The sequence below is a fragment of the Pseudomonas sp. DCA-1 genome, assembly GCF_046523955.1.
In the GTDB taxonomy this organism is placed as follows: domain Bacteria; phylum Pseudomonadota; class Gammaproteobacteria; order Pseudomonadales; family Pseudomonadaceae; genus Aquipseudomonas; species Aquipseudomonas putida_Y.
The window spans coordinates 3,307,682-3,326,218 of record NZ_CP169881.1; the positions used below are offsets into that span (position 1 = coordinate 3,307,682).

Sequence of the window (18,537 nt, forward strand, 5' to 3'; positions counted from 1 at the left end):
CCCACTCACTGCCCGCGCAGGTCTTCGAAGAAGGCCTGCTTGCCATCCACCTGGCTGGACGCCCTTGGAGCCGCTGCGGCGTCACCGCTGGCGGCCTCCACATGCCAATAGCAGTGCCGCACTGCGCGGGTCACCGCCACGTAGGCCAAGCGCTGCACTTCGTCCTTCTGTGCCGAATCGAACGGTTGGGTATCACCTGCCTTGCCCAGCCCGGCCTGGCGGTATACCTGGTTCTTGTAGGGTGAGCTGGTCAGGTACTGGCAGTCACCCAGCATGAACACCGCATCGGCCTGCAAACCCTTGGCACTGTGATAGGTCAGCTGACGCAGCCGGCGCTGGTCGGCCGGCAGCGCCGCGTCGGCGTGCAACACGCTTTGCAGATGCTCGTTCATCAAGGCCCTGTCGCTGCCCTTGCGGTAGAGCATCATGACCGTCTCTCCCCGCTGGTAGTGCTCGACAAGCGTTTCGCCCAATGCAGCCTCGTCACGGTCGAACACCTTGACCGGCGAGCTGGGCAACTCGGCCGCCGGGCCACTGGCGCGCGCTTTCTTGCCGGCAATCGCCGGGGTGCCCTTGACCAGGTGTTCGGCCGCGTCGATCACCTGCTGCTGGCATCGGTAGTTGTCGACCAGCATCACCCGCGTGTTGGCCGGCGACGGGAATGCCTTGGTGAACTCCATGAAATACTTGGGCGAGCTGCCACGCCAGCCGTAGATCGATTGCCAGTCGTCCCCCACGCACAGCAACGACGAATGCTGGGCATGGCGCCCGGTGTGCATGGCCGGGCCGCGGCGCCGTATTTCAGCGAGGCTGGCACGCAACCAGCTGACGATCTGCGGCGACACGTCCTGGAACTCGTCGATCATCAGGTGCGCCAGCGGCCGCAGCAACGGATCGGGCAGCAGGTGCAGGTTTTCCGGGTTGTTCTCGCCAAACAGGGCGAACATGCGGTTGTAGCTCATCACCGGTGGCGACTGGTCCAGCAGGTGCGCTTCCAGGGCTTTCCAGTAAAGTGCCAGGGCCTCGAAGAACAGTGCATCGCTATCGCCAGACGGGAAGCTCATCGCCGCCACCGCTTTGTTCACCTCCAACCCAAGGTTTTCGATGAAATTGGCCGCACTGACGAACGCATCCAGCAGCGGCGCCGGGGCCAGTTCACCCTTGACCTTGTACTCAAAGCCAGGGCCGGCCACAGCATCGCCCGCCAACGATGCCGCCAGGCGCCTGGCCATGGCGTAGTTGTCGAGCCAGATCAGCGGCCTGTCGCAGAACGCCTGCAGCAGCGTGCGCTTGACCGCCCACTCGGCACGCACCGTCAGCTTGGCGCCGGGGCGCTGGTACTGCGCACTTTGTGCGGGATCGAAACCCAGCACCACCAAAGGCCCCTGGCCTTCCAGGCGGCCATGCACATAAAAGCGGCTGCCACGGATGTCGACCGTTTCGCGGCTGGGCTCGATGCCCTTGATCGGCCAGACGCCAGCGGCGAACCACAGGTCCTCGATCACGTCGCACAGTTCTTCGTCGCGCTGGGCCGCCAATTGGGTCACCTGTGCGCGCTTCTGCACATCGGGGTTGTTCGGGTCCAGCGGCTTCAGTTGCAAGGCTTCGCTGCGCAACTGGCTGACCAGTTCGGCAAAACGCGGGCTCTCGCCCAGCAAGCTGCTGTAGCACTGGTTCAGTTGCTGGCGCTGGGCATCGTTCAGGCGCAGGTCGAACGGGTTGCTGTCGGCCTCGGCCTCACGCCCGGCAGGCATCTCGTGGCCCAGTGTTTCAAATGCACGCACCTGGCCGAAGCCCGGCAGGCTGCGCACCAGCGGCAGGATGCGCGAATGGAACGTGCGCACCAGCTCGCGGGCCTGCACAGGCTGCAGGTTGATCTGCCACAGGGCGAACACCTGCAACAGCCGCTTGATGAAGTCTTTGCGCGATTCGCGGGTGAAGGTGACCACGGTCATCGCATCCAGCTCGTAACCCAGGTAATGACGCAGCAGCAGGATGCGCAGCACCAGCGAAGTGGACTTGCCTGCCCCGGCGCCGGCCACCACGCAGGTAGACGGGGTGTCACTGAAGATCAGCTTCCATTGCGCGGGGCTGGGCTGGGCTTCGGCAGGCAGGCGCTGGGCGACATCGGCCTTGAAGCGCTTTTTCAACTCGGCCGTCAACGGCAGGCGCCAGTCGTCGAACAAGTTGTCATCCTGGCCTGGCACGGCGGCGCTGTCGGGGCGCGTATCGCGGATCACCAGCACCTGACGCCCAGCCTCATAGCCCTCCACCCGACCACGCTCGAACCCTTCACGCACGCCATCGGCATGGCCAGTGCGCTGGCCTGTGGCGTGGCCGAGGAACCACGAGTCGCGGTGCTGGGCTTGCAGGCGGGTCAGGCCACGGCCCAGCAGACGGGCGGCCAGCCGGCGAAACCAGGGCAACTGGGCAGGAGGGGTAAGGTCGGCGGGGGCCAGGGGTTGCTCGTGGGCCACGGTCACTCCGTTGAAAATCAAAACAGCAGGCATGTTCGCCGCATCGACGAAAAATCGCCAGCGAATGCTTGCAGATCAGTGGATTAGGCGATGAAGCGAATAAAGCGCAGCAGGAAAAAACATCTACCAAATAGATTATTTTAAGCCGATATTTACGCTTATTTTCGATGTTTCTTTAGCGCATCATGGCGCCATTCCACTGATTCAAGGAGCACGACCATGCTGCAACTGCGACCCTTCGAAAGCCTCGGCCACGCTAACCATGGCTGGCTCGACGCCCACCACCATTTCTCGTTTGCCGAGTACTACGACCCGGCACGCATGCACTGGGGTAACCTGCGGGTTTGGAACGACGACCTGATCGCGGCCGGCAGCGGCTTCCCGCCGCACCCGCACCGCGACATGGAAATCATCACTTATGTGCGTGAAGGCGCGATCAGCCACCAGGACAGCCTGGGCAACAAGGGCCGCACCGAAGCCGGTGATGTTCAGGTAATGAGCGCCGGTACCGGCATCGTGCACAGCGAGTACAACCTGGAGGACATCGACACACGTATTTTCCAGATCTGGATTGTGCCGGAGCGCACCGGTGAAGCACCGCAGTGGGGTAGCCGGCCGTTTCCCAAAGGCGAGCGCGGCGAAGGCTTCGTGACCCTGGCCAGCGGCCGCACCGGTGACGAGGACAGCCTGCAGATCCGTACCGATGCCCGCCTGGTGGCTGCCACCCTGCAGGCAGGTGAAACCGCCGAGTACCGCTTCGATGCCGCACGCCGGGGTTACCTGGTGCCGGCCAAGGGGCTGGTGGAAGTCAACGGGCTGCGGGCCAAGGCGCGCGATGGCGTGGCGATCGAGCAGGAAGCGGTGCTGCGGGTGACCGCCATCGAGGACAGCGAGATCGTGCTCGTGGACGTGGCCTGAACATCCGGCCAGGGATAATCCATATCGCAGTGCAAGGCTGCCCCCATAGACCAACCCGGTTTAGCAGGGTTTTGTGGGGGCTGGCTTGCGGCCCTGGACCGCCCCGGCTATCGCAAGGTAGCCATCAAACATTGGCGCCATCAGCCAGCCTGCACTAGCGTTTTGCTACCAGCCAGCCCAACGTTCCTGCGGAGCACTCGATCATCATGCCGGACCTGCGCCCGAATCCAACGCTGTGCCTGGAGTACCGTGCCGAACAACCCATTCACCACGCCTTCATCAAGCAGGCCGACCGCTGCCCGGCGGCCATTGCCATCATTGGCCAGCACACAATCTGCAGCTATTCCCAACTGGAGCAGATCAGCGCGGGCATTGCCGCGTTTCTGGTTAAAAACGCCGCCAGCGGTACCGATCGTGTAGTCATCGTCACCCACCGCAGCGCCGCCCTGGTGTACGCCATGCTCGGCTGCCTGCGTGCCGGCCTGGCCTTCACTGTGGCTGACGCCGCTTACCCTGCCGCGCGTATCGAGCAAATCGTCAGCACCCTGAAGCCTGCGGTGGTCCTGCGCTGTGCCGAGGCAACCGTCGACGTCGGCCAACCCATGGTCGTCACGGTGCCTGAAGCCCCCGCTGAAGCGCTGCTGGCCTTCCCTCGCCAACCTGTCGCGCTGCCTGCTGTCAGCCCTGAGCAGGCGGCCTACATCACCTTCACCTCGGGCAGCACCGGTGAACCCAAGGGCATCGTTACCCACCACGCACCGCTGGTGCACTTCATCGACTGGCATGTGCGCCAGCACGGCTTTACCCAGGCCGACACCTTCTCGCTGCTTTCTGGCCTGGGCCACGACCCGGTATACCGGGACGTGTTCACGCCACTGTCGCTTGGCGCGACCATTGCCTGCCCGGCGCAGTCGACCCTGACCGACCCCTCACGGCTAGCCAGCTGGCTTCACCAGCACGGTGTGAGCGTGATCCATCTCACCCCGCCGCTGGGCAAGCTGATCGAAACTGGCGCACACCTGAACGGCCAGGTTCTCGACCACCTGCGCTACCTGTTCTGGGGTGGCGATGCACTCAGCCCGACGCAGTACCAGCAGGTCCGCGCCATCGCACCGAATGCCATCAATGTGAACTTCTACGGCACCACCGAAACCCCACAGGCCATGGCTTTCCACACCCTCGACCCGGAAATGGATAATGCCCGGGTGCCCCTGGGCAAAGGCATTGCCGATGCACAATTGCTGGTGATAAACCCAGACAACCAGCTGGTCAGCGAGGGCGAGACAGGCGAAATCCTGATCCGCAGCCCCTATCTGTCACGGGGTTACTGGGGCGACCCAGGGCTGACCGAAGCCAAATTCATCGCCAACCCGTTCACCGCTGACGCGGCCGACCGCTGTTATCGCACGGGCGATCTAGGCACCTACCTGGCCGATGGCAGCGCCAGTTTTCTGGGGCGCGCTGACAGCCAGGTGAAGATCCGTGGGCATCGCATCGAGCTGGCGGAAATCGAGAACGCCATCTGCCGTCACCCGCACATAGGGCAATGCGTGGTCCTGGCCAACCACGACAGTGCATCGACCCGGCTGGTTGCCTATTGCGTCGCACAGCAGCCCACCCGAGCTGACGAACTGCGCCAGACGCTCGCCGGCCAGCTGCCTGACTACATGGTACCGGCGCTGTTCGTGTTCCTTGATACCCTGCCGCTCACCCCCAACGGCAAGGTCGACAAACGCGCGCTGCCTGCTGCATTTGACGACAGTATCAACCTACCCTTGTCACCCCTGGCCGAAAAGCTGAGTACAGCCTGGGCACGCATCCTCCAGGTGCCGCGCCTGGACGCCAGGTTGAGCTTTGTCGAGCTGGGCGGCGACTCGCTGTCGTTTGTGCAGGCCTCGCGCGTGCTCGAGGCGCTCATCGGCCACCTGCCTGAACGTTGGGAAACCCTGCCGGTGTGCCAGCTGGCCGAGCTGAGTACGCCGCCCAAGGGCACGTGGCGGGTAATGGAAATGCCGGTGTTCATACGCATGCTCGCCATCATCCTGATTGTGGTCGGCCACCTGGGCGAGTTCGACCACTGGATGATCGTCGGCGAAACCTCGGTGCTGTTCCTGGTCTCTGGCATCGCCCTGGCGCGCTTTCAGCTCAAGGCCATCGAAACGCGCGGTGATGCACGCACGCTGCTCACGTCACTGGCAGCCATCGTGGTGCCAACACTGCTGTACACCGCATTGATCCAGCTGGTATTCGACCGCCTGCACTGGCAATCGCTGCTGCTGGTTTCCAACTGGTTCCCCGCCAGCGAGGTCAGCCTGTTCAACTATTGGTACATCGAAGTGTTGGTGCAGATGATCGTGATCATTGGCCTGGTGCTGTCGATCAGGCGCGTGCGCCAGGTGCTGCTTGCCGACCCGTTTCGCTGGCTGATCATCGCTGCCTGTGCACTGGTGGCGCTGGATGTGTTCCTCAACCAGTTCGTATTCGATGCCAGTGCCCTGCTCAACCGGGTTCCTCAGCACTTCCTGGCGGTGATGGTGCTGGGCATGGCCGTGCACCATGCCGATACGGCCTCACGCAAATGGGTGGCCAGTGTGGTGGCCGTGCTGGTGGTGGGTGAGCTGGACCTGATGGCGGTTGCCCATGTTGGCTGGCAAGCCTTGACACACTATGTCGACATCGCCCTGCCAGCGATACTGGCGCTTGTCTGGTTCCGCTCGGTGCCAGTGCCCGCCCTGGTTGCACGGGCAGGTACGGTGATCGCTTCGTCAACCTTGTATATTTACTTGACGCATTTCCAATTCGAATCGGTAGCGGAGCATGTTTTCAGGCACCCGCTGTTCGAGGTGGCCCTGGCACTCGCTGGTGGTGTACTGGTGAGCTATTGCTGGAACACCCTGTTGCGTCTGCTGTTTACCCGCAGGCGCAAGCAGCACCAGGCGCCGGGAGCCGATCCAGCTGAACGCGTCACCTCTGCCTGAGCGAAGATGAGCCGCCACCCCATGCGCTACTCTTGTCAGGCCAGTTCGGCCAGCACCTCGGCCGAGGTGGTGACCTGCCGGAAGTGGTGCTTCCACAGGTCGGTACCCAACTTGCCCGAGCGGTCCAGCGATGACCCTATTGTCATGTCTGTCACCAGCGTGGGCATCAGCCCTGCGTCGAACAGGGCAAAGCCTGCGGCCAGCACGCAGGTTTCGGTCTGCAACCCGCACACCAGCACCCGCTCTACACCCAGTTGCCGGATGTAGTCGATAGCTTCGGCACTTTGCCCATAGCCATGCTTGACGAACACCTGGTCGGCCTCGACCAGGCTCTCGTCCTCGGCCGCCGGGTGCCAGCCAAGCTGGCGCTCGAACGGCGTGATCTGTTCATCGTGCAACTCGACCGAGGCTATGGTGGGAATGTTCGCTGACAACCGGCGCAAACCATCGACCAGCCACTCGGGCGGGCTGAAGGTGGACTGAACATCGACGATGAGCAAAACCTGGCGCATAGCGTACTCCGGCCATCATGCAAAATGGCGCGGAGTATAACGCGTGGCACCGGGCCTTGATCACCCATCGTTGCTCCCCCCCACCGACAATGCCGGCGCAAGTTGGGCAAATACCTTGGCGAGCAGCACAAGGCAGCTTCTGCAAGCACTGGACTGTGACGACAATCGGCGCCCTGGCCCTGCAGGCTGCCGTAGCTGCGACGTATTCCTTCAGGCTATGATCGGTCACCCTGCCGCGGACCCCCTGAACCATGCCCGTAGACCTGCAAGCGTTGTACCCCAGGCTGATCCACCTGATGCTGGACACGGTATTCGTGGTCGACAGGGACAACCAGATCGTGTTCGTCAGTGATGCCTGCAAGACGCTGCTGGGCTATGAAGCCTGCGAACTGATCGGCACACCGATCACCCGCTACATGCACCCTGACGACCTCCCGGCTACGCGCGCCTCGATCATGCGGGTGATGAACGGCCAGCCGCACTACGACTTTAGCAACCGTTACCTTCGCAAGGATGGCAGCGTGGTGCACATACTGTGGGCGGCCTGCTGGTCCGACGAGGCCCAGGCGCGTATCGGCGTGGCACGGGACGTTACCGCCCTGCGCGAGGCCGAAGACGAACTGCGCTTCCTCGCCCATCATGACCCACTGACCCGGCTGGCCAACCGCGCCATGTTCAATGAGCGGCTGGACACCGCCCTGGCCGCGGCCCGGCGTCACAACCGCAGGCTGGCCTTGCTGTTCCTCGATATCAATGACTTCAAGCAGATCAACGACAACCACGGCCACAGCGTGGGTGACCGGGTACTGTGCACACTGGCCCGACGCCTGGAAAGCTGCGTGGGGGCGGCTGGCACGGTAGCGCGTATGGGCGGTGACGAATTCACCGTGCTGTTACCCGATTGCCCGTCGCCGGAGGCCATTGCCACGCACGTACAGCACATTCTCGCGGTCATGGTCAAACCGCTCGACGCCGAATTTTCCGGCATCGAGGCACCTTCCTGCAGTATTGGCGTGGCCTGCTTTCCCGAAGACGGCAACGATGCCGACATGCTACTGCGCCATGCTGACGGGCACATGTACCGAATCAAGCGCCAACGCGCTGCGACGGGCTGAAGGCAAGGGCACACCGCATGGCTGAACACCTGCAAGCAACTGCCGGGCAAACACCCGCCTCTGTCGGCCTGGGCCAGGCATTGCTGTTCTGGCTGAAGCTGGGTTTCGTCAGTTTCGGTGGCCCGGCCGGGCAGATTGCGATCATGCACCAGGAGCTGGTGGAGCGGCGCCGCTGGATCAGTGAGCGGCGTTTTCTGCATGCCCTCAACTACTGCATGTTGCTGCCCGGGCCGGAGGCCCAGCAACTGGCCACCTACATCGGCTGGCTGATGCACCGTACCTGGGGCGGGGTGATTGCCGGCGCTCTGTTCGTGCTCCCGTCGCTGTTCATTCTGATCGGCCTGTCGTGGGTGTACCTGACCTGGAGCGAAGTACCGGTGGTAGCCGGGATTTTCGAAGGGATCAAGCCGGCCGTGACCGCCATCGTCGTGCATGCCGCCCACCGCATTGGCACGCGGGCGCTAAAGAATGGCTGGTTATGGGCCATTGCCGCGGCCTCGTTCGTGGCCATTTTCGCGCTCGACGTCCCCTTTCCGCTGATCGTGCTGGCGGCCGCACTGCTGGGGTATGTCGGTGGCCGGGTGCTGCCGGCACAGTTCGCGCCAGGTGGTGGCCACAGCGCAGCCAGGGCCCGCCAGCGCCCGGCGCTGATCGACGACGAGACCCCGATACCCTCGCACGCCCGCTTCAGCTGGGGCCGTCTGGTGACCTTGCTGCTGGCAGTGGCGGCGCTTTGGCTTCTGCCCATGGGCCTGCTGACGGCGGCCTTTGGCTGGCAAGGCACACTGACGCAAATGGGCTGGTTCTTCACCAAGGCGGCGCTGCTGACCTTCGGAGGTGCCTATGCAGTGCTGCCCTATGTCTATCAAGGGGCTGTCAGCCACTATGGCTGGCTGTCGCCCACGCAGATGATCGATGGCCTGGCGCTGGGCGAGACCACGCCCGGGCCGCTGATCATGGTGGTGGCCTTCGTCGGTTTCGTCGGTGGCTACCTGCAGCCGATGTTCGGCGCCAACCAGGCGTTCCTCGCGGGCGCTGTGGCGGCGGGCCTGGTGACCTGGTTCACCTTCCTGCCCTCGTTCCTGTTCATCCTCGCCGGAGGGCCGCTGGTGGAGTCGACCCACAACGAACTGAAATTCACCGCCCCGTTGACCGCGATAACTGCGGCTGTAGTGGGGGTAATCCTCAACCTTGCGCTGTTCTTCGGCTACCACGTGCTGTGGCCGGCCGGGTTCGATGGCGCGTTCCACTGGTCCTCGGCTGCGATAGCGCTCGCGGCGGCTGTGGCACTGTTCCGTTACAAGCGCGGGGTGATACACGTGTTGATCGGCTGCGCCGTTGCCGGGCTCGCCCTTCACCTTTTCCGCTGATGGAGCCGATCATGCGCAACCCTGAAGACGCCTTGCTCGACAGTTGGCACCATAACGCCCAAGCCTGGATCGACGCCGTACGCAACGGCGCCATCGAGAGCCGTCGCCAGGTCACTGACCAGGCCATCCTGCTGGCCATCCTTGGCCGCCAGCCCGAACGGGTGCTCGACCTGGGTTGCGGTGAGGGCTGGCTGCTGCGCGCGCTGGCCGACCGGGGTATCGAGGCCGTGGGCGTCGACGGCGACAGAACGCTGGTAGATGCAGCGCGAGCCGCGGGCGCGGGTGAGGTGCACCTGGCCAGCTATGCGCAGTTGGCTGAGGCGAAGGTGCATGTTGGCAAGAACTATGACCTGATCTGCGCCAACTTCGCACTGTTGCACCAGGACATCATTGAACTGTTGTCGGCAATGCGTGCTTTGCTGGTGCCAGGCGGTGCGCTGGTGATCCAGACCCTGCACCCGTGGAGCGTGGCCGACGGGGATTATCAGGATGGCTGGCGAGAGGAGTCTTTTGCCGGGTTCGTCGGGGATTGGCAACCGATGCCTTGGTATTTCCGCACCTTGGCCAGCTGGCTGATTGCGCTGGACATGGCGGGGTTGCGACTGGTCAGTCTGCAGGAACCGCAGCATCCGCAGAGCGCGGTGCCGCAGTCATTGTTGATGGTGGCTGAGCGTCACTGAATCGGGCCGTAATAATCCTGTGGAAGCAGGGTTCACCCCACTCCCACAAGACAGGCCAGTGCAGGCGACTACAGCACCGGCTTGCGCGCCGCTCCGCTACGGGCCTTGGCCATGGCTGCCAGGCGCACCGCAACGTTGGCAGCGCCGTAACCGGCGTACCCCGCCTTGCGCTGGATGATCTCGAAGAAGAAACGCTCCTCGAACGGCTCGGTATAGACGTGGAACAACTCGCCACCTTGAGCGTCGCGGTCGTACAGCACGTTGTAGTACGCCAGTTCGCTGAGGAACTCGTCGTCGAAATCGAAACGCGCCGCCAGGTCGTCGTAGTAATTCAGCGGGATTTCCAGCAGTGGCACCCCTGCCAGCTTGGCCCGCGCCACTTCGCGGAAGATGTCGTCACAATCGAAGGCGATGTGATGCACGCCCGAACCACGGTAGCTTGAAAGCGCATGGGCGATGGCGGTGTTGCGGTTTTCCGAGATATTCAGCGGCAGGCGCAAGGTGCCGCACTGGCTGCGCAGCGCGCGGCTCTTGACCAAGCCGTACGGGTCGGGGAGCACCACTTCGTCGTCGGCGGCGAAGTCGAACAAACTCTTGTAGAACAGCACCCAGCTGTCCAGCGACTCGGCCGGCAGGGCCAGGGCCATGTGGTCGATGCGGCGCAGGCCGCCGGTCGCGGCTGCGTTCTTGTCCAGGCTGAAGTCGGTGTCGTACAGGGAGTGGCCGGCAGTGCCCTGCTCTACCAGGTACAGCAGGCTGCCATCGGGCGCACGCACGGCCGGCACTTCACATTCGTTGGGGCCGACCAGGCCGCGGAACGGCTGGCCACGGAACGCAGTGGCACGCTTCAGGGCCGCTTGCTGGTCCTTGACCCGCAGCGCAGTGGCGCACAGCGACGGGCCATGGGCCTCGAAGAAGTTGTGGCCGAAGGAATACGGTTCAGCGTTCAGCACAATGTTGATATCACCCTGACGCAGCAGTTGCACTTCTTTGCTGCGGTGCTTGCCGGCTTCGGCAAAGCCCAGGCGCTTCAACCAGTTGCCCAGGCGCGCGCCGACGGCTTCGTCGACCGCGAACTCCAGGAACTCCACGCCGTCGTAAGCGCTGGCCGGCGGAGGGGTGAACAGTACGCCAGGTTCGATCGGCGTGTTTTCCTGCTCCAGGCGCAAGCGAGTCTGCTCTTCGAGGTACAGCAGCGAACGCAAGCCGTCGGCGGCATTCTGCCGGGTTGGTGCGGCGCGGAAGCCGTCATTGAAGATTTCCAGCGACAGCGGGCCACGGTAGCCCGTGGCGAGGATCGGCGCCAGGAAACCCGCCATGTCCATTTCGCCCTGCCCCGGGAAGCAGCGAAAGTGGCGGCTCCACTCCAGCACATCCATGGCCAGGATCGGCGCATCGGCCATTTGCACGAAGAAGATCTTGTCGCCGGGGATGTCGCGGATCGCGCTTGGGTCACCTTTGAGCGACAAGGTGTGGAAGCTGTCGAGGATCACCCCGAGTGCCGGGTGGTCGGCCTGGCGCACCAGGTTCCACACTTGCTGGTATGTGTTGACGTGGCGGCCCCAGGCCAGCGCTTCGTAACCAATGCGCAGGCCGCGCTTGCCGGCATGTTCGCCCAGCAGGCGCAGGTCGTCGACCAACAGTTGCTCGTCACCCAGGGCATCGGCCTGGACGTTGCTGCACACCAGCACCAGGTCAGTACCCAGCTCCTGCATCAGGTCGAACTTGCGTTCGGCGCGGTCGAGGTTTTTCTGCAGGCGGTCGCGGCGGCAGCCTTCAAAGTCGCGGAACGGCTGGAACAAGGTGATGGCAATGCCCAGGTCGGCGCACATCTGGCGCACCTGGCGCGGGCTGCCAGCGTAATAGAGCAGATCGTTTTCGAAGATCTCGACGCCGTCAAAACCGGCGGCGGCGATGGCTTCGAGCTTTTCCGGCAGAGTGCCGCTCAAGGACACGGTAGCGATCGAACGCTGCATGGCGGGAGTTCCTTGTTGTTGGAGGAATACGGTGCCATTCGGGCAAATAACCCCTGTCACAGTTTATGGCACGATCGATTATTCGCAGGTAAAGTCGACGCTTCAATCTCTTTGTACGGAATGGTTAGTTTTGCGTTCGATTATCGCACAAAACCCGTTTTAGCGAATTGCTAGACCGCGGGCCCGTGGTCAACATGGACCACAGACGCAGGCACACCGACCGTTGCCTCCTGCCTTGGCATAACCTCTGGCGGAACCTGCGCAAACAACAATAACAACGGAGACAACGATGGCTCACTCCAGCTCGCAAGCAAAGAAAGCGACCGCCAGTGGATGGATAGGCTCGGCACTCGAGTACTACGACTTCTTCATCTACGCCCAGGCCGCTGCGCTGATTTTCCCGCAGATTTTCTTCCCCAACACCGACCCGAAAATGGCCATCATTGCCTCGTTGGCCACCTATGGCGTGGGCTACCTGGCACGTCCGGTCGGCGCCTTCGTACTGGGCCACTGGGGTGACACTCGCGGTCGCAAGAACGTACTGCTGCTGTGCATGTTCCTGATGGGCCTGTCGACCATGGCTGTCGGCCTGCTACCCACCTACCACGACATCGGCTACCTCGCACCGGCCTTGCTGGTTGTGCTGCGCCTGATCCAGGGCTTTGCCGTGGCCGGGGAAATTTCGGGTGCCAGTTCCATGATCATGGAGCATGCGCCGTTTGGCCGAAGGGGCTACTACGCCAGTTTCACCCTGCAAGGTGTGCAAGCGGGCCAGGTACTGGCGGCGGCGGTATTCCTGCCACTGGCTTACTTCATGCCCAGCGAAGCCTTTACCGAATGGGGCTGGCGCATTCCGTTCCTGATGAGCGCCATCGTGCTGATTGCCGGCTTCATCATCCGTAAGGAAGTGCACGAAACCCCGGCGTTCGTTCAAGAAGAGAAACAGGACAAGGTTGTCAAATCGCCCATCAGCGAAGCCTTCCGCCACAGCTGGAAGCACATGGTGCTGGTGATGTTCATGGCCCTGATGAACGTGATCCCGGTCGTGGCCACCATCTTCGGTGCGGCCTACGCGGTACAGCCGGCGTATGGCATCGGCTTCGACAAGAGCGTGTACCTGTGGATTCCGGTGGTCGGTAACATCGTCGCGGTACTGGTGATCCCGTTCGTGGGCAACCTGTCGGACAAGATCGGCCGCCGCCCGACCATGATCGCTGGCTGCCTGGGCTCAGGCCTGCTGGCCTTCGTCTACCTGTATGCGATCAGCATCCAGAACGTGCCAATGGCGTTCGCCGCCTCGATCGTCATGTGGGGCATGGTTTACCAGGGTTACAACGCGGTGTTCCCAAGCTTCTACCCAGAGCTGTTCCACACCCGCTACCGCGTTACCGCCATGGCCATCGCGCAGAACATCGGCACCATGCTGACCGCCATGCTGCCCGCGCTGTTCGCAATGGTTGCCCCACCTGGCTCGGACAACATTCCGCTGGTAGTCGGTGGGCTGGCCTTCTTCATCACCGGCGTGTGCGCCCTGGCGGCCTACATTGCCCCCGAAACCCACCGCCTGGCGATGGAAGACCTGGGCAACCCAGAGGCCAAGCCGATGGAAAAGGCAGCCTATGAAGCCAGCCGTAAAGATAGCTTTCAGGCAGTAAGTCACTGATAGATTGCAGGGGCTGCTTTGCAGCCCCTTCGCGGTCAAGCCCGCTCACACACGTACCGTACAGGCTTCAGCCTTTGATCACGTCCTGCAGACGTGCCCACAGCCGCTGCACATCCCCCCGCTCGGTCGGCAGCGCACCAATCGACACCCGCACCATCCACCGCCCGTCCAGTGTAGCCGGCGTCACATAAGCATCGCCGGATGCATTCAGCCGCTCGGCCCAGCCCTTGGTATGCGCATCCAGCGCCTCCCCTTCAAGCCCCGCCGGTCGATGGCGAATGCACAAGGTTTGCAGCTGTACTGGCGCCAACACTTCCCACTCCGCCGCCGCCTCGACCTGCCCCGCCAGCCACTGGGCGTTGTCCAGGTCACGCCGCAGCCGTGCCTGCAATGCGTCGACACCCTCGCTGCGCAACATGAACCACAGCTTCAAGGCGCGGAACCGACGACCCAGCGGAATGCCCCAGTCGCGCAGGTTCTTCACCTCGCCATCCACCGCCGACTGCAGGTAGCTGGGATTGGTGCTCATCACCCGGATCAGGTGCTGCGGATCGCGCACGTAATAGATCGAGCAATCGAAGGCCACACCCAGCCATTTGTGCGCGTTGACCACCACCGAATCGGCCAGCTCGATGCCGTCCCACATCCAGCGGCACTCGGGCAGGATCATCGCCGAACCGGCCATGGCCGAGTCAACGTGCAACCACAGCCCATTGGCCCGGGCAATTTCGCCCACCGGGCGCAGCGGGTCGAGGGCAGTGGTCGTCGTAGTGCCGGTGGTGGCAACCACGGCGCAGGGCTGGTTGCCGGCGGCCAGGTCCTGTTCGATCGCCGCCTGGAGTGCCTCTGGGCGCAGGGCGTAGCGTTCGTCGGTGGGGATCAGGCGGATATTGTCGCGCCCAAAACCTGCCAGCAGTGCAGCCTTGTCCACCGAGCTGTGGGCATGAGCGCTGACATATACGATCAAAGGCTTGGCTTCGGCCTGCAGGCCGCCGCGTACCAAGGCGTAGTCGGTGGCACGTTCACGGGCGCTGATCAGCGCCACCAGGGTGCTGGTCGAGGCGGTGTCCTGGATCACGCCACTCCATTGGCCAGACAGGCCGAGCAGCTGGCGCAGCCAGTCGAGGGTGGTTTCTTCCAGTTCGCTGAGGGCCGGGCTGGATTGCCACGACAGGCCCAGCACGCCCAGACCGGTACTGAGGAAGTCACCCAGCACCGAGGACAGGGTGCCGTTGGAGGGGAAGTAGCCGTAGAAGTCCGGGTGCTGCCAATGGGACAGGCCAGGCATGACCAGGTTGTTGACGTCGTCGAGAATGGCCGCGAAAGGTTCGCCTTGTTGAGGGGCAGTTGCGGGCAAGGCGGCCTTGAGATAGCCAGGTTCGACCTGGGCCATGACCGGGCGTTCGCCCACGGTCTGGCGGTAGTCGGCGATCAGATCGATCAGCTGGTGGCCGTACTGGCGGAATTGTTCGGGGGTCACACTCGCTCTCCTGTGGGTTACGTATCGCCCCCAGTCTAGGCACCTATCCCCAGCCGAATAACCCCGCTTCCCGCATAGCTGCTATGGCGAACCCGCATGCCCGCCCTGCACACCAAACTGCGACTGGCGCCACAACTCGAATACCCGGTTACGCAACCAGCGGTGCTCGGCCGAGGCTTGCAGGCGCTGGTGCCACACAACCCAGTACCGCTGGCTGTGGTCGATAAAGCCCAGTGGCCGCCAGGCCAGATCATGCAAACGGCTCAACTGCCGGGCGATGTGCTCGGGGACCGTGGCCACGGCCTGGCTGCTGGCAATCACGTTGACCGTGGCGGAGAAAAACGGCACTTCCAGGCTGACCCGCCGCTGCAGGCCCTGCGCGCGCAGATGGCGGTCGATGAAGCTGTCCTTGTCCCCGCCGCCGGAGATACGTACGTGCTTGTGCGCCAGGTAGTCGGCCTGGCTGAGCGCGCCATGTGCAGTCAGCGGGTGATCGCGGCGCATCAGGCACACTGCGCGGTCCTCCCCCAGCAGGCGCCCGTGCAGGTTGGGCGGCGACTCGTCGAACAATGTGGTCGCCAGGTCGATTTCGCCACTGGCCAGCAAGGCATACTGGCCGGCTTGCCAGGTGCGATACTCCAGCGAAACGCCGGGCGCTTCGTGCTCCAGCGCAGCGACCAGCAACGGCAGCATGTGCTCGGCCACATAGTCCGAGGCAGCCAGGCAGAAGCGCCGCTCGCAGCGGGCCGGGTCGAATACGGCAGGTTGGCGCAGCGCCTGCAGTTCTTCGAGCACTTGGCGCAAAGGCTCGACCAGGGCTTCGGCGTGCTCGCTAAGCACGTAACCACGCCCTTGGCGCACCAGCAATGGATCATCGAAGGCTTCGCGCAGGTGGGCCAACTGGCGGCTAAGGGCCGATTGGCTGACGCCTAGGCGCTCGGCCGCGTGGCTGAGGTTTTTAAGCTGCAACAGGTGGTCGAGGGTACGCAGGTGGGCGAGGCTGAGGGAGGCGAAGGTGGGGTTCATGCAGGCTCCCTGCGGTGGAATTCAAGGGCCCTCTCGCGGGCAAGCCCGCTCTCACAGGGTTCTCACATCGTAAAGCATCGTGAAAAACCTGCGGGAGCGGGCTTGCCCGCGAACAGGCCGCAACGCGGCCCGGACGATTACTCGGTCAGGCCAACATAGACGTTCTGCACGTCATCGTGCTCGTCGATCGCTTCGAGGAACGCTTCAACCTCAGCCAGTGCTTCTGCACTCAGGCTCGCCGCGCTTACCGGGTTTTTAGGGGTGTAGCCGATTTTCGCCGCGGTCACGGTGAAACCATGCTCTGGCAGGGCCTTCTGCACCGCGTCCAGGTCGGTGGTGTCGGTGATGAACAGGGTCGAGCCCTCTTCTTCACCTTCCTCGAAGTCCTGGGCACCGGCTTCGATCGCGGCCATTTCCGGATCAGCGTCAGCGCTCGCAGGCGTGGCTTCGATCAGGCCTACATGGTTGAAGTCCCACGCTACCGAACCGCTGGCACCCAGCTGGCCCTTGCGGAACAGCACGCGGATCTGCGCGACGGTGCGGTTGATGTTGTCGGTCAGGCACTCGACGATCAGCGGTACCTGGTGCGGTGCGAAACCTTCATAGCTCACCGCATGGTATTGCACGGCATCACCGTCCAGGCCTGCGCCCTTGCGGATTGCCCGATCCAGGGTCTCGCGGGTCATCGAAGCCTTCTTGGCTTGCACGATGGCCAGGCGCAGGCGCGGGTTCATGTCGGGATCGGCACCCGACTTGGCCGCGATCTGGATTTCCTTGGACAGCTTGCCCATGATCTTGCCTTTGGCATTGGCCGCTGTTTCTTTATGTTTGGCTTTCCACTGTGCGCCCATGTCGACTCTCTTGTATCAGCGGCCGGTTCAGGAAGCGACCGGCCAAAAGTGGGTGCATTTTATACGCCCTCGAGCATGGGATCGACAAGAAATCTCATCAGCCTTTATCGGCCTTGCCCGCCGCCGCGGCAAACCGCGCCAACCGCACGTCCAGCCTTCGCGGGCGCACACCACGATCTTCGGCCTGCTCCTTGCGGCGGATGGCATTGCGCACCATCAGCGAACCCAGGTAGCGGATCGGCTCGGGCGGGAACAGCCCCAGCGGCCCCTTGACCAGCGGCGACCGGGTCCACGGGTTGTCCAGCCCCAGCGCCAGCGACGAAAGAATCTGCCCGCCCATGTGGCACGGGCCAACGCCGCTGCCGGAGTAACCGAAGCCGTAGAACACGTTGCCCTGCCCGTCCAACCGGCCAAAGAATGGCAAGCCGGTCACCGAGCGATCCGACGGCCCGTTCCAGCTGGCCGCCAGTGGCACCTCGGCCAAGGCCGGGAAAAAGCCGCCAAGGCTTTCGCCCAGCAACCGCCGATACGGCGACGGCTGGTCGAACACCGGCAACATGCGCCCGCCATAGGCAAACGTGTTGCCGCCCTTGCCGAGCATCAGCCGGCCATCGGAGGTGTTGTGGTAGTAATGCACGAAAATACGCGAGTCGAGCACGCTGATCCCGCTGTCCAGGCCGATCTGGCGCAGCAGCTCGGGGCACGGTTCGGTAATGACCATGTCGCTGGAAACGATCGCCACACTGCGCTCGAACTGCGGGAAGACGCGCGCCATCCAGGCATTGAGGCCCAGCACTACACGGTCGGCGCGCAGCGTGCCGTGGGCCGTGCGGACCTGCACCGGGGCACCGTGCTCCAGGCCGGTCATGGCGGTGCCTTCGTAGAGGCGCACGCCGCGCTGCAAGGCCACCCGGCGCAGGCCGCGCACCAGTTTGCCCGGCTGCACGGTGGCGGCGGCCGGCGAGAACCAGCCTTCCAGGTGCCGTGCCGAACCGGCCAGGCGCTGCACCTGCTCCAGCGGCAAGCGGCGGAACGAGTTGATGCCCTTGCGCTCCAGCGCGGCGATCACCGCGTCGGTGGCACCCACCTGGGCTGCATTGGTGGCCGTGTACAGCGTGCCGTCCAAGCGGAAGTCGCAGTCGATGCCATTGGCCGCGCAGAACACACCGATGTCTGTGATGCTGCGCTCCGACTCGCGCACCAGCCGTACCGCCTCCTCCTCCCCGAACAGGCGTTCGAGGGTGAAGTACTTGGCCGACCAGGACAACGCACAGCCCCCATTGCGGCCGCTGGCACCAGCACCGCAGATGTCGGCCTCGATCAGCACCACATCCAGGGCCGGTACCGCCTCCTTGAGCATCAGCGCTGTCCACAGACCGGTGTAGCCACCGCCCACAATGCACACATCGCAACGGGTATCGCCTTGCAGCGGCGGGCATACCGCCTCCTGCGCCGAATCCAGGGCCTGTTGCAGCCAGAAGGGTCTCATTC

At 63.6% G+C, this 18,537-nt stretch carries 13 protein-coding genes; 6 read left to right on the forward strand and 7 right to left on the reverse strand.

Annotation, left to right across the window (positions count from 1 at the left end):
* Window positions 1-5: 5 nt before the first annotated feature.
* The gene (locus ACE4QZ_RS15545; protein WP_021783137.1) at window positions 6-2,510 is read right to left on the reverse strand and encodes a UvrD-helicase domain-containing protein; all 2,505 of its coding nucleotides are present in this window, start codon (window positions 2,508-2,510) and stop codon (window positions 6-8) included.
* 186 nt (window positions 2,511-2,696) lie between these two features.
* Between ACE4QZ_RS15545 and ACE4QZ_RS15550 the strand changes: the two genes are divergently transcribed.
* Window positions 2,697-3,395, forward strand: a complete 699-nt coding sequence (locus ACE4QZ_RS15550; protein WP_021783138.1) for a pirin family protein — start codon at window positions 2,697-2,699, stop codon at window positions 3,393-3,395.
* 206 nt (window positions 3,396-3,601) lie between these two features.
* A complete protein-coding gene (locus tag ACE4QZ_RS15555; protein WP_021783139.1) occupies window positions 3,602-6,373 on the forward strand; it encodes an amino acid adenylation domain-containing protein in 2,772 nt (923 codons plus the stop codon).
* Between the two features lie 35 nt (window positions 6,374-6,408).
* On the opposite strand, the gene ACE4QZ_RS15560 is transcribed toward ACE4QZ_RS15555, so the two are convergent.
* On the reverse strand, window positions 6,409-6,885 hold the full coding sequence (locus ACE4QZ_RS15560; RefSeq protein ID WP_021783140.1) for an isochorismatase family protein: 477 nt from the start codon (window positions 6,883-6,885) through the stop codon (window positions 6,409-6,411).
* Between the two features lie 251 nt (window positions 6,886-7,136).
* Between ACE4QZ_RS15560 and ACE4QZ_RS15565 the strand changes: the two genes are divergently transcribed.
* The 3 genes from ACE4QZ_RS15565 to ACE4QZ_RS15575 are packed head-to-tail and all read left to right on the forward strand — an operon-like array spanning window position 7,137 to window position 10,050.
* Window positions 7,137-8,000 carry a sensor domain-containing diguanylate cyclase gene (locus ACE4QZ_RS15565; protein WP_021783141.1) on the forward strand — a complete coding sequence of 288 codons (864 nt, stop codon included), beginning with the start codon at window positions 7,137-7,139 and terminating at the stop codon, window positions 7,998-8,000.
* Window positions 8,001-8,017: 17 nt separating this feature from the next.
* Window positions 8,018-9,370 (forward strand): chromate efflux transporter, encoded by a 1,353-nt coding sequence (chrA, locus tag ACE4QZ_RS15570; protein ID WP_021783142.1) that lies wholly within the window; start codon window positions 8,018-8,020, stop codon window positions 9,368-9,370.
* An 11-nt stretch (window positions 9,371-9,381) separates the two neighbouring features.
* Window positions 9,382-10,050: a class I SAM-dependent methyltransferase gene (locus ACE4QZ_RS15575; protein ID WP_021783143.1), complete on the forward strand. Its 669-nt coding sequence runs from the start codon at window positions 9,382-9,384 to the stop codon at window positions 10,048-10,050.
* Window positions 10,051-10,118: 68 nt separating this feature from the next.
* Here ACE4QZ_RS15575 and quiC read toward each other — a convergent pair whose 3' ends face one another.
* On the reverse strand, window positions 10,119-12,026 hold the full coding sequence (gene quiC / locus ACE4QZ_RS15580; protein ID WP_021783144.1) for a 3-dehydroshikimate dehydratase QuiC: 1,908 nt from the start codon (window positions 12,024-12,026) through the stop codon (window positions 10,119-10,121).
* 289 nt (window positions 12,027-12,315) lie between these two features.
* On the opposite strand from quiC, the gene ACE4QZ_RS15585 reads away from it, so the two are divergent.
* Window positions 12,316-13,689 carry an MFS transporter gene (locus ACE4QZ_RS15585; RefSeq protein WP_021783145.1) on the forward strand — a complete coding sequence of 458 codons (1,374 nt, stop codon included), beginning with the start codon at window positions 12,316-12,318 and terminating at the stop codon, window positions 13,687-13,689.
* A gap of 67 nt (window positions 13,690-13,756) precedes the next feature.
* Here the strand turns inward: ACE4QZ_RS15585 and ACE4QZ_RS15590 are convergent, their stop codons facing one another.
* From ACE4QZ_RS15590 to ACE4QZ_RS15605, 4 genes are all read right to left on the reverse strand, one after another.
* On the reverse strand, window positions 13,757-15,169 hold the full coding sequence (locus tag ACE4QZ_RS15590; RefSeq protein ID WP_021783146.1) for a DOPA decarboxylase: 1,413 nt from the start codon (window positions 15,167-15,169) through the stop codon (window positions 13,757-13,759).
* Between the two features lie 81 nt (window positions 15,170-15,250).
* Complete coding sequence (locus ACE4QZ_RS15595; protein ID WP_021783147.1) at window positions 15,251-16,195, reverse strand: LysR family transcriptional regulator; 945 nt, start codon at window positions 16,193-16,195, stop codon at window positions 15,251-15,253.
* Between the two features lie 137 nt (window positions 16,196-16,332).
* A complete protein-coding gene (locus ACE4QZ_RS15600; RefSeq protein WP_021783148.1) occupies window positions 16,333-17,046 on the reverse strand; it encodes a YebC/PmpR family DNA-binding transcriptional regulator in 714 nt (237 codons plus the stop codon).
* A 97-nt stretch (window positions 17,047-17,143) separates the two neighbouring features.
* Window positions 17,144-18,535, reverse strand: coding sequence for an FAD-dependent oxidoreductase (locus ACE4QZ_RS15605; RefSeq protein WP_021783149.1), 1,392 nt, complete (start codon window positions 18,533-18,535; stop codon window positions 17,144-17,146).
* Between the last annotated feature and the right edge of the window lie 2 nt (window positions 18,536-18,537).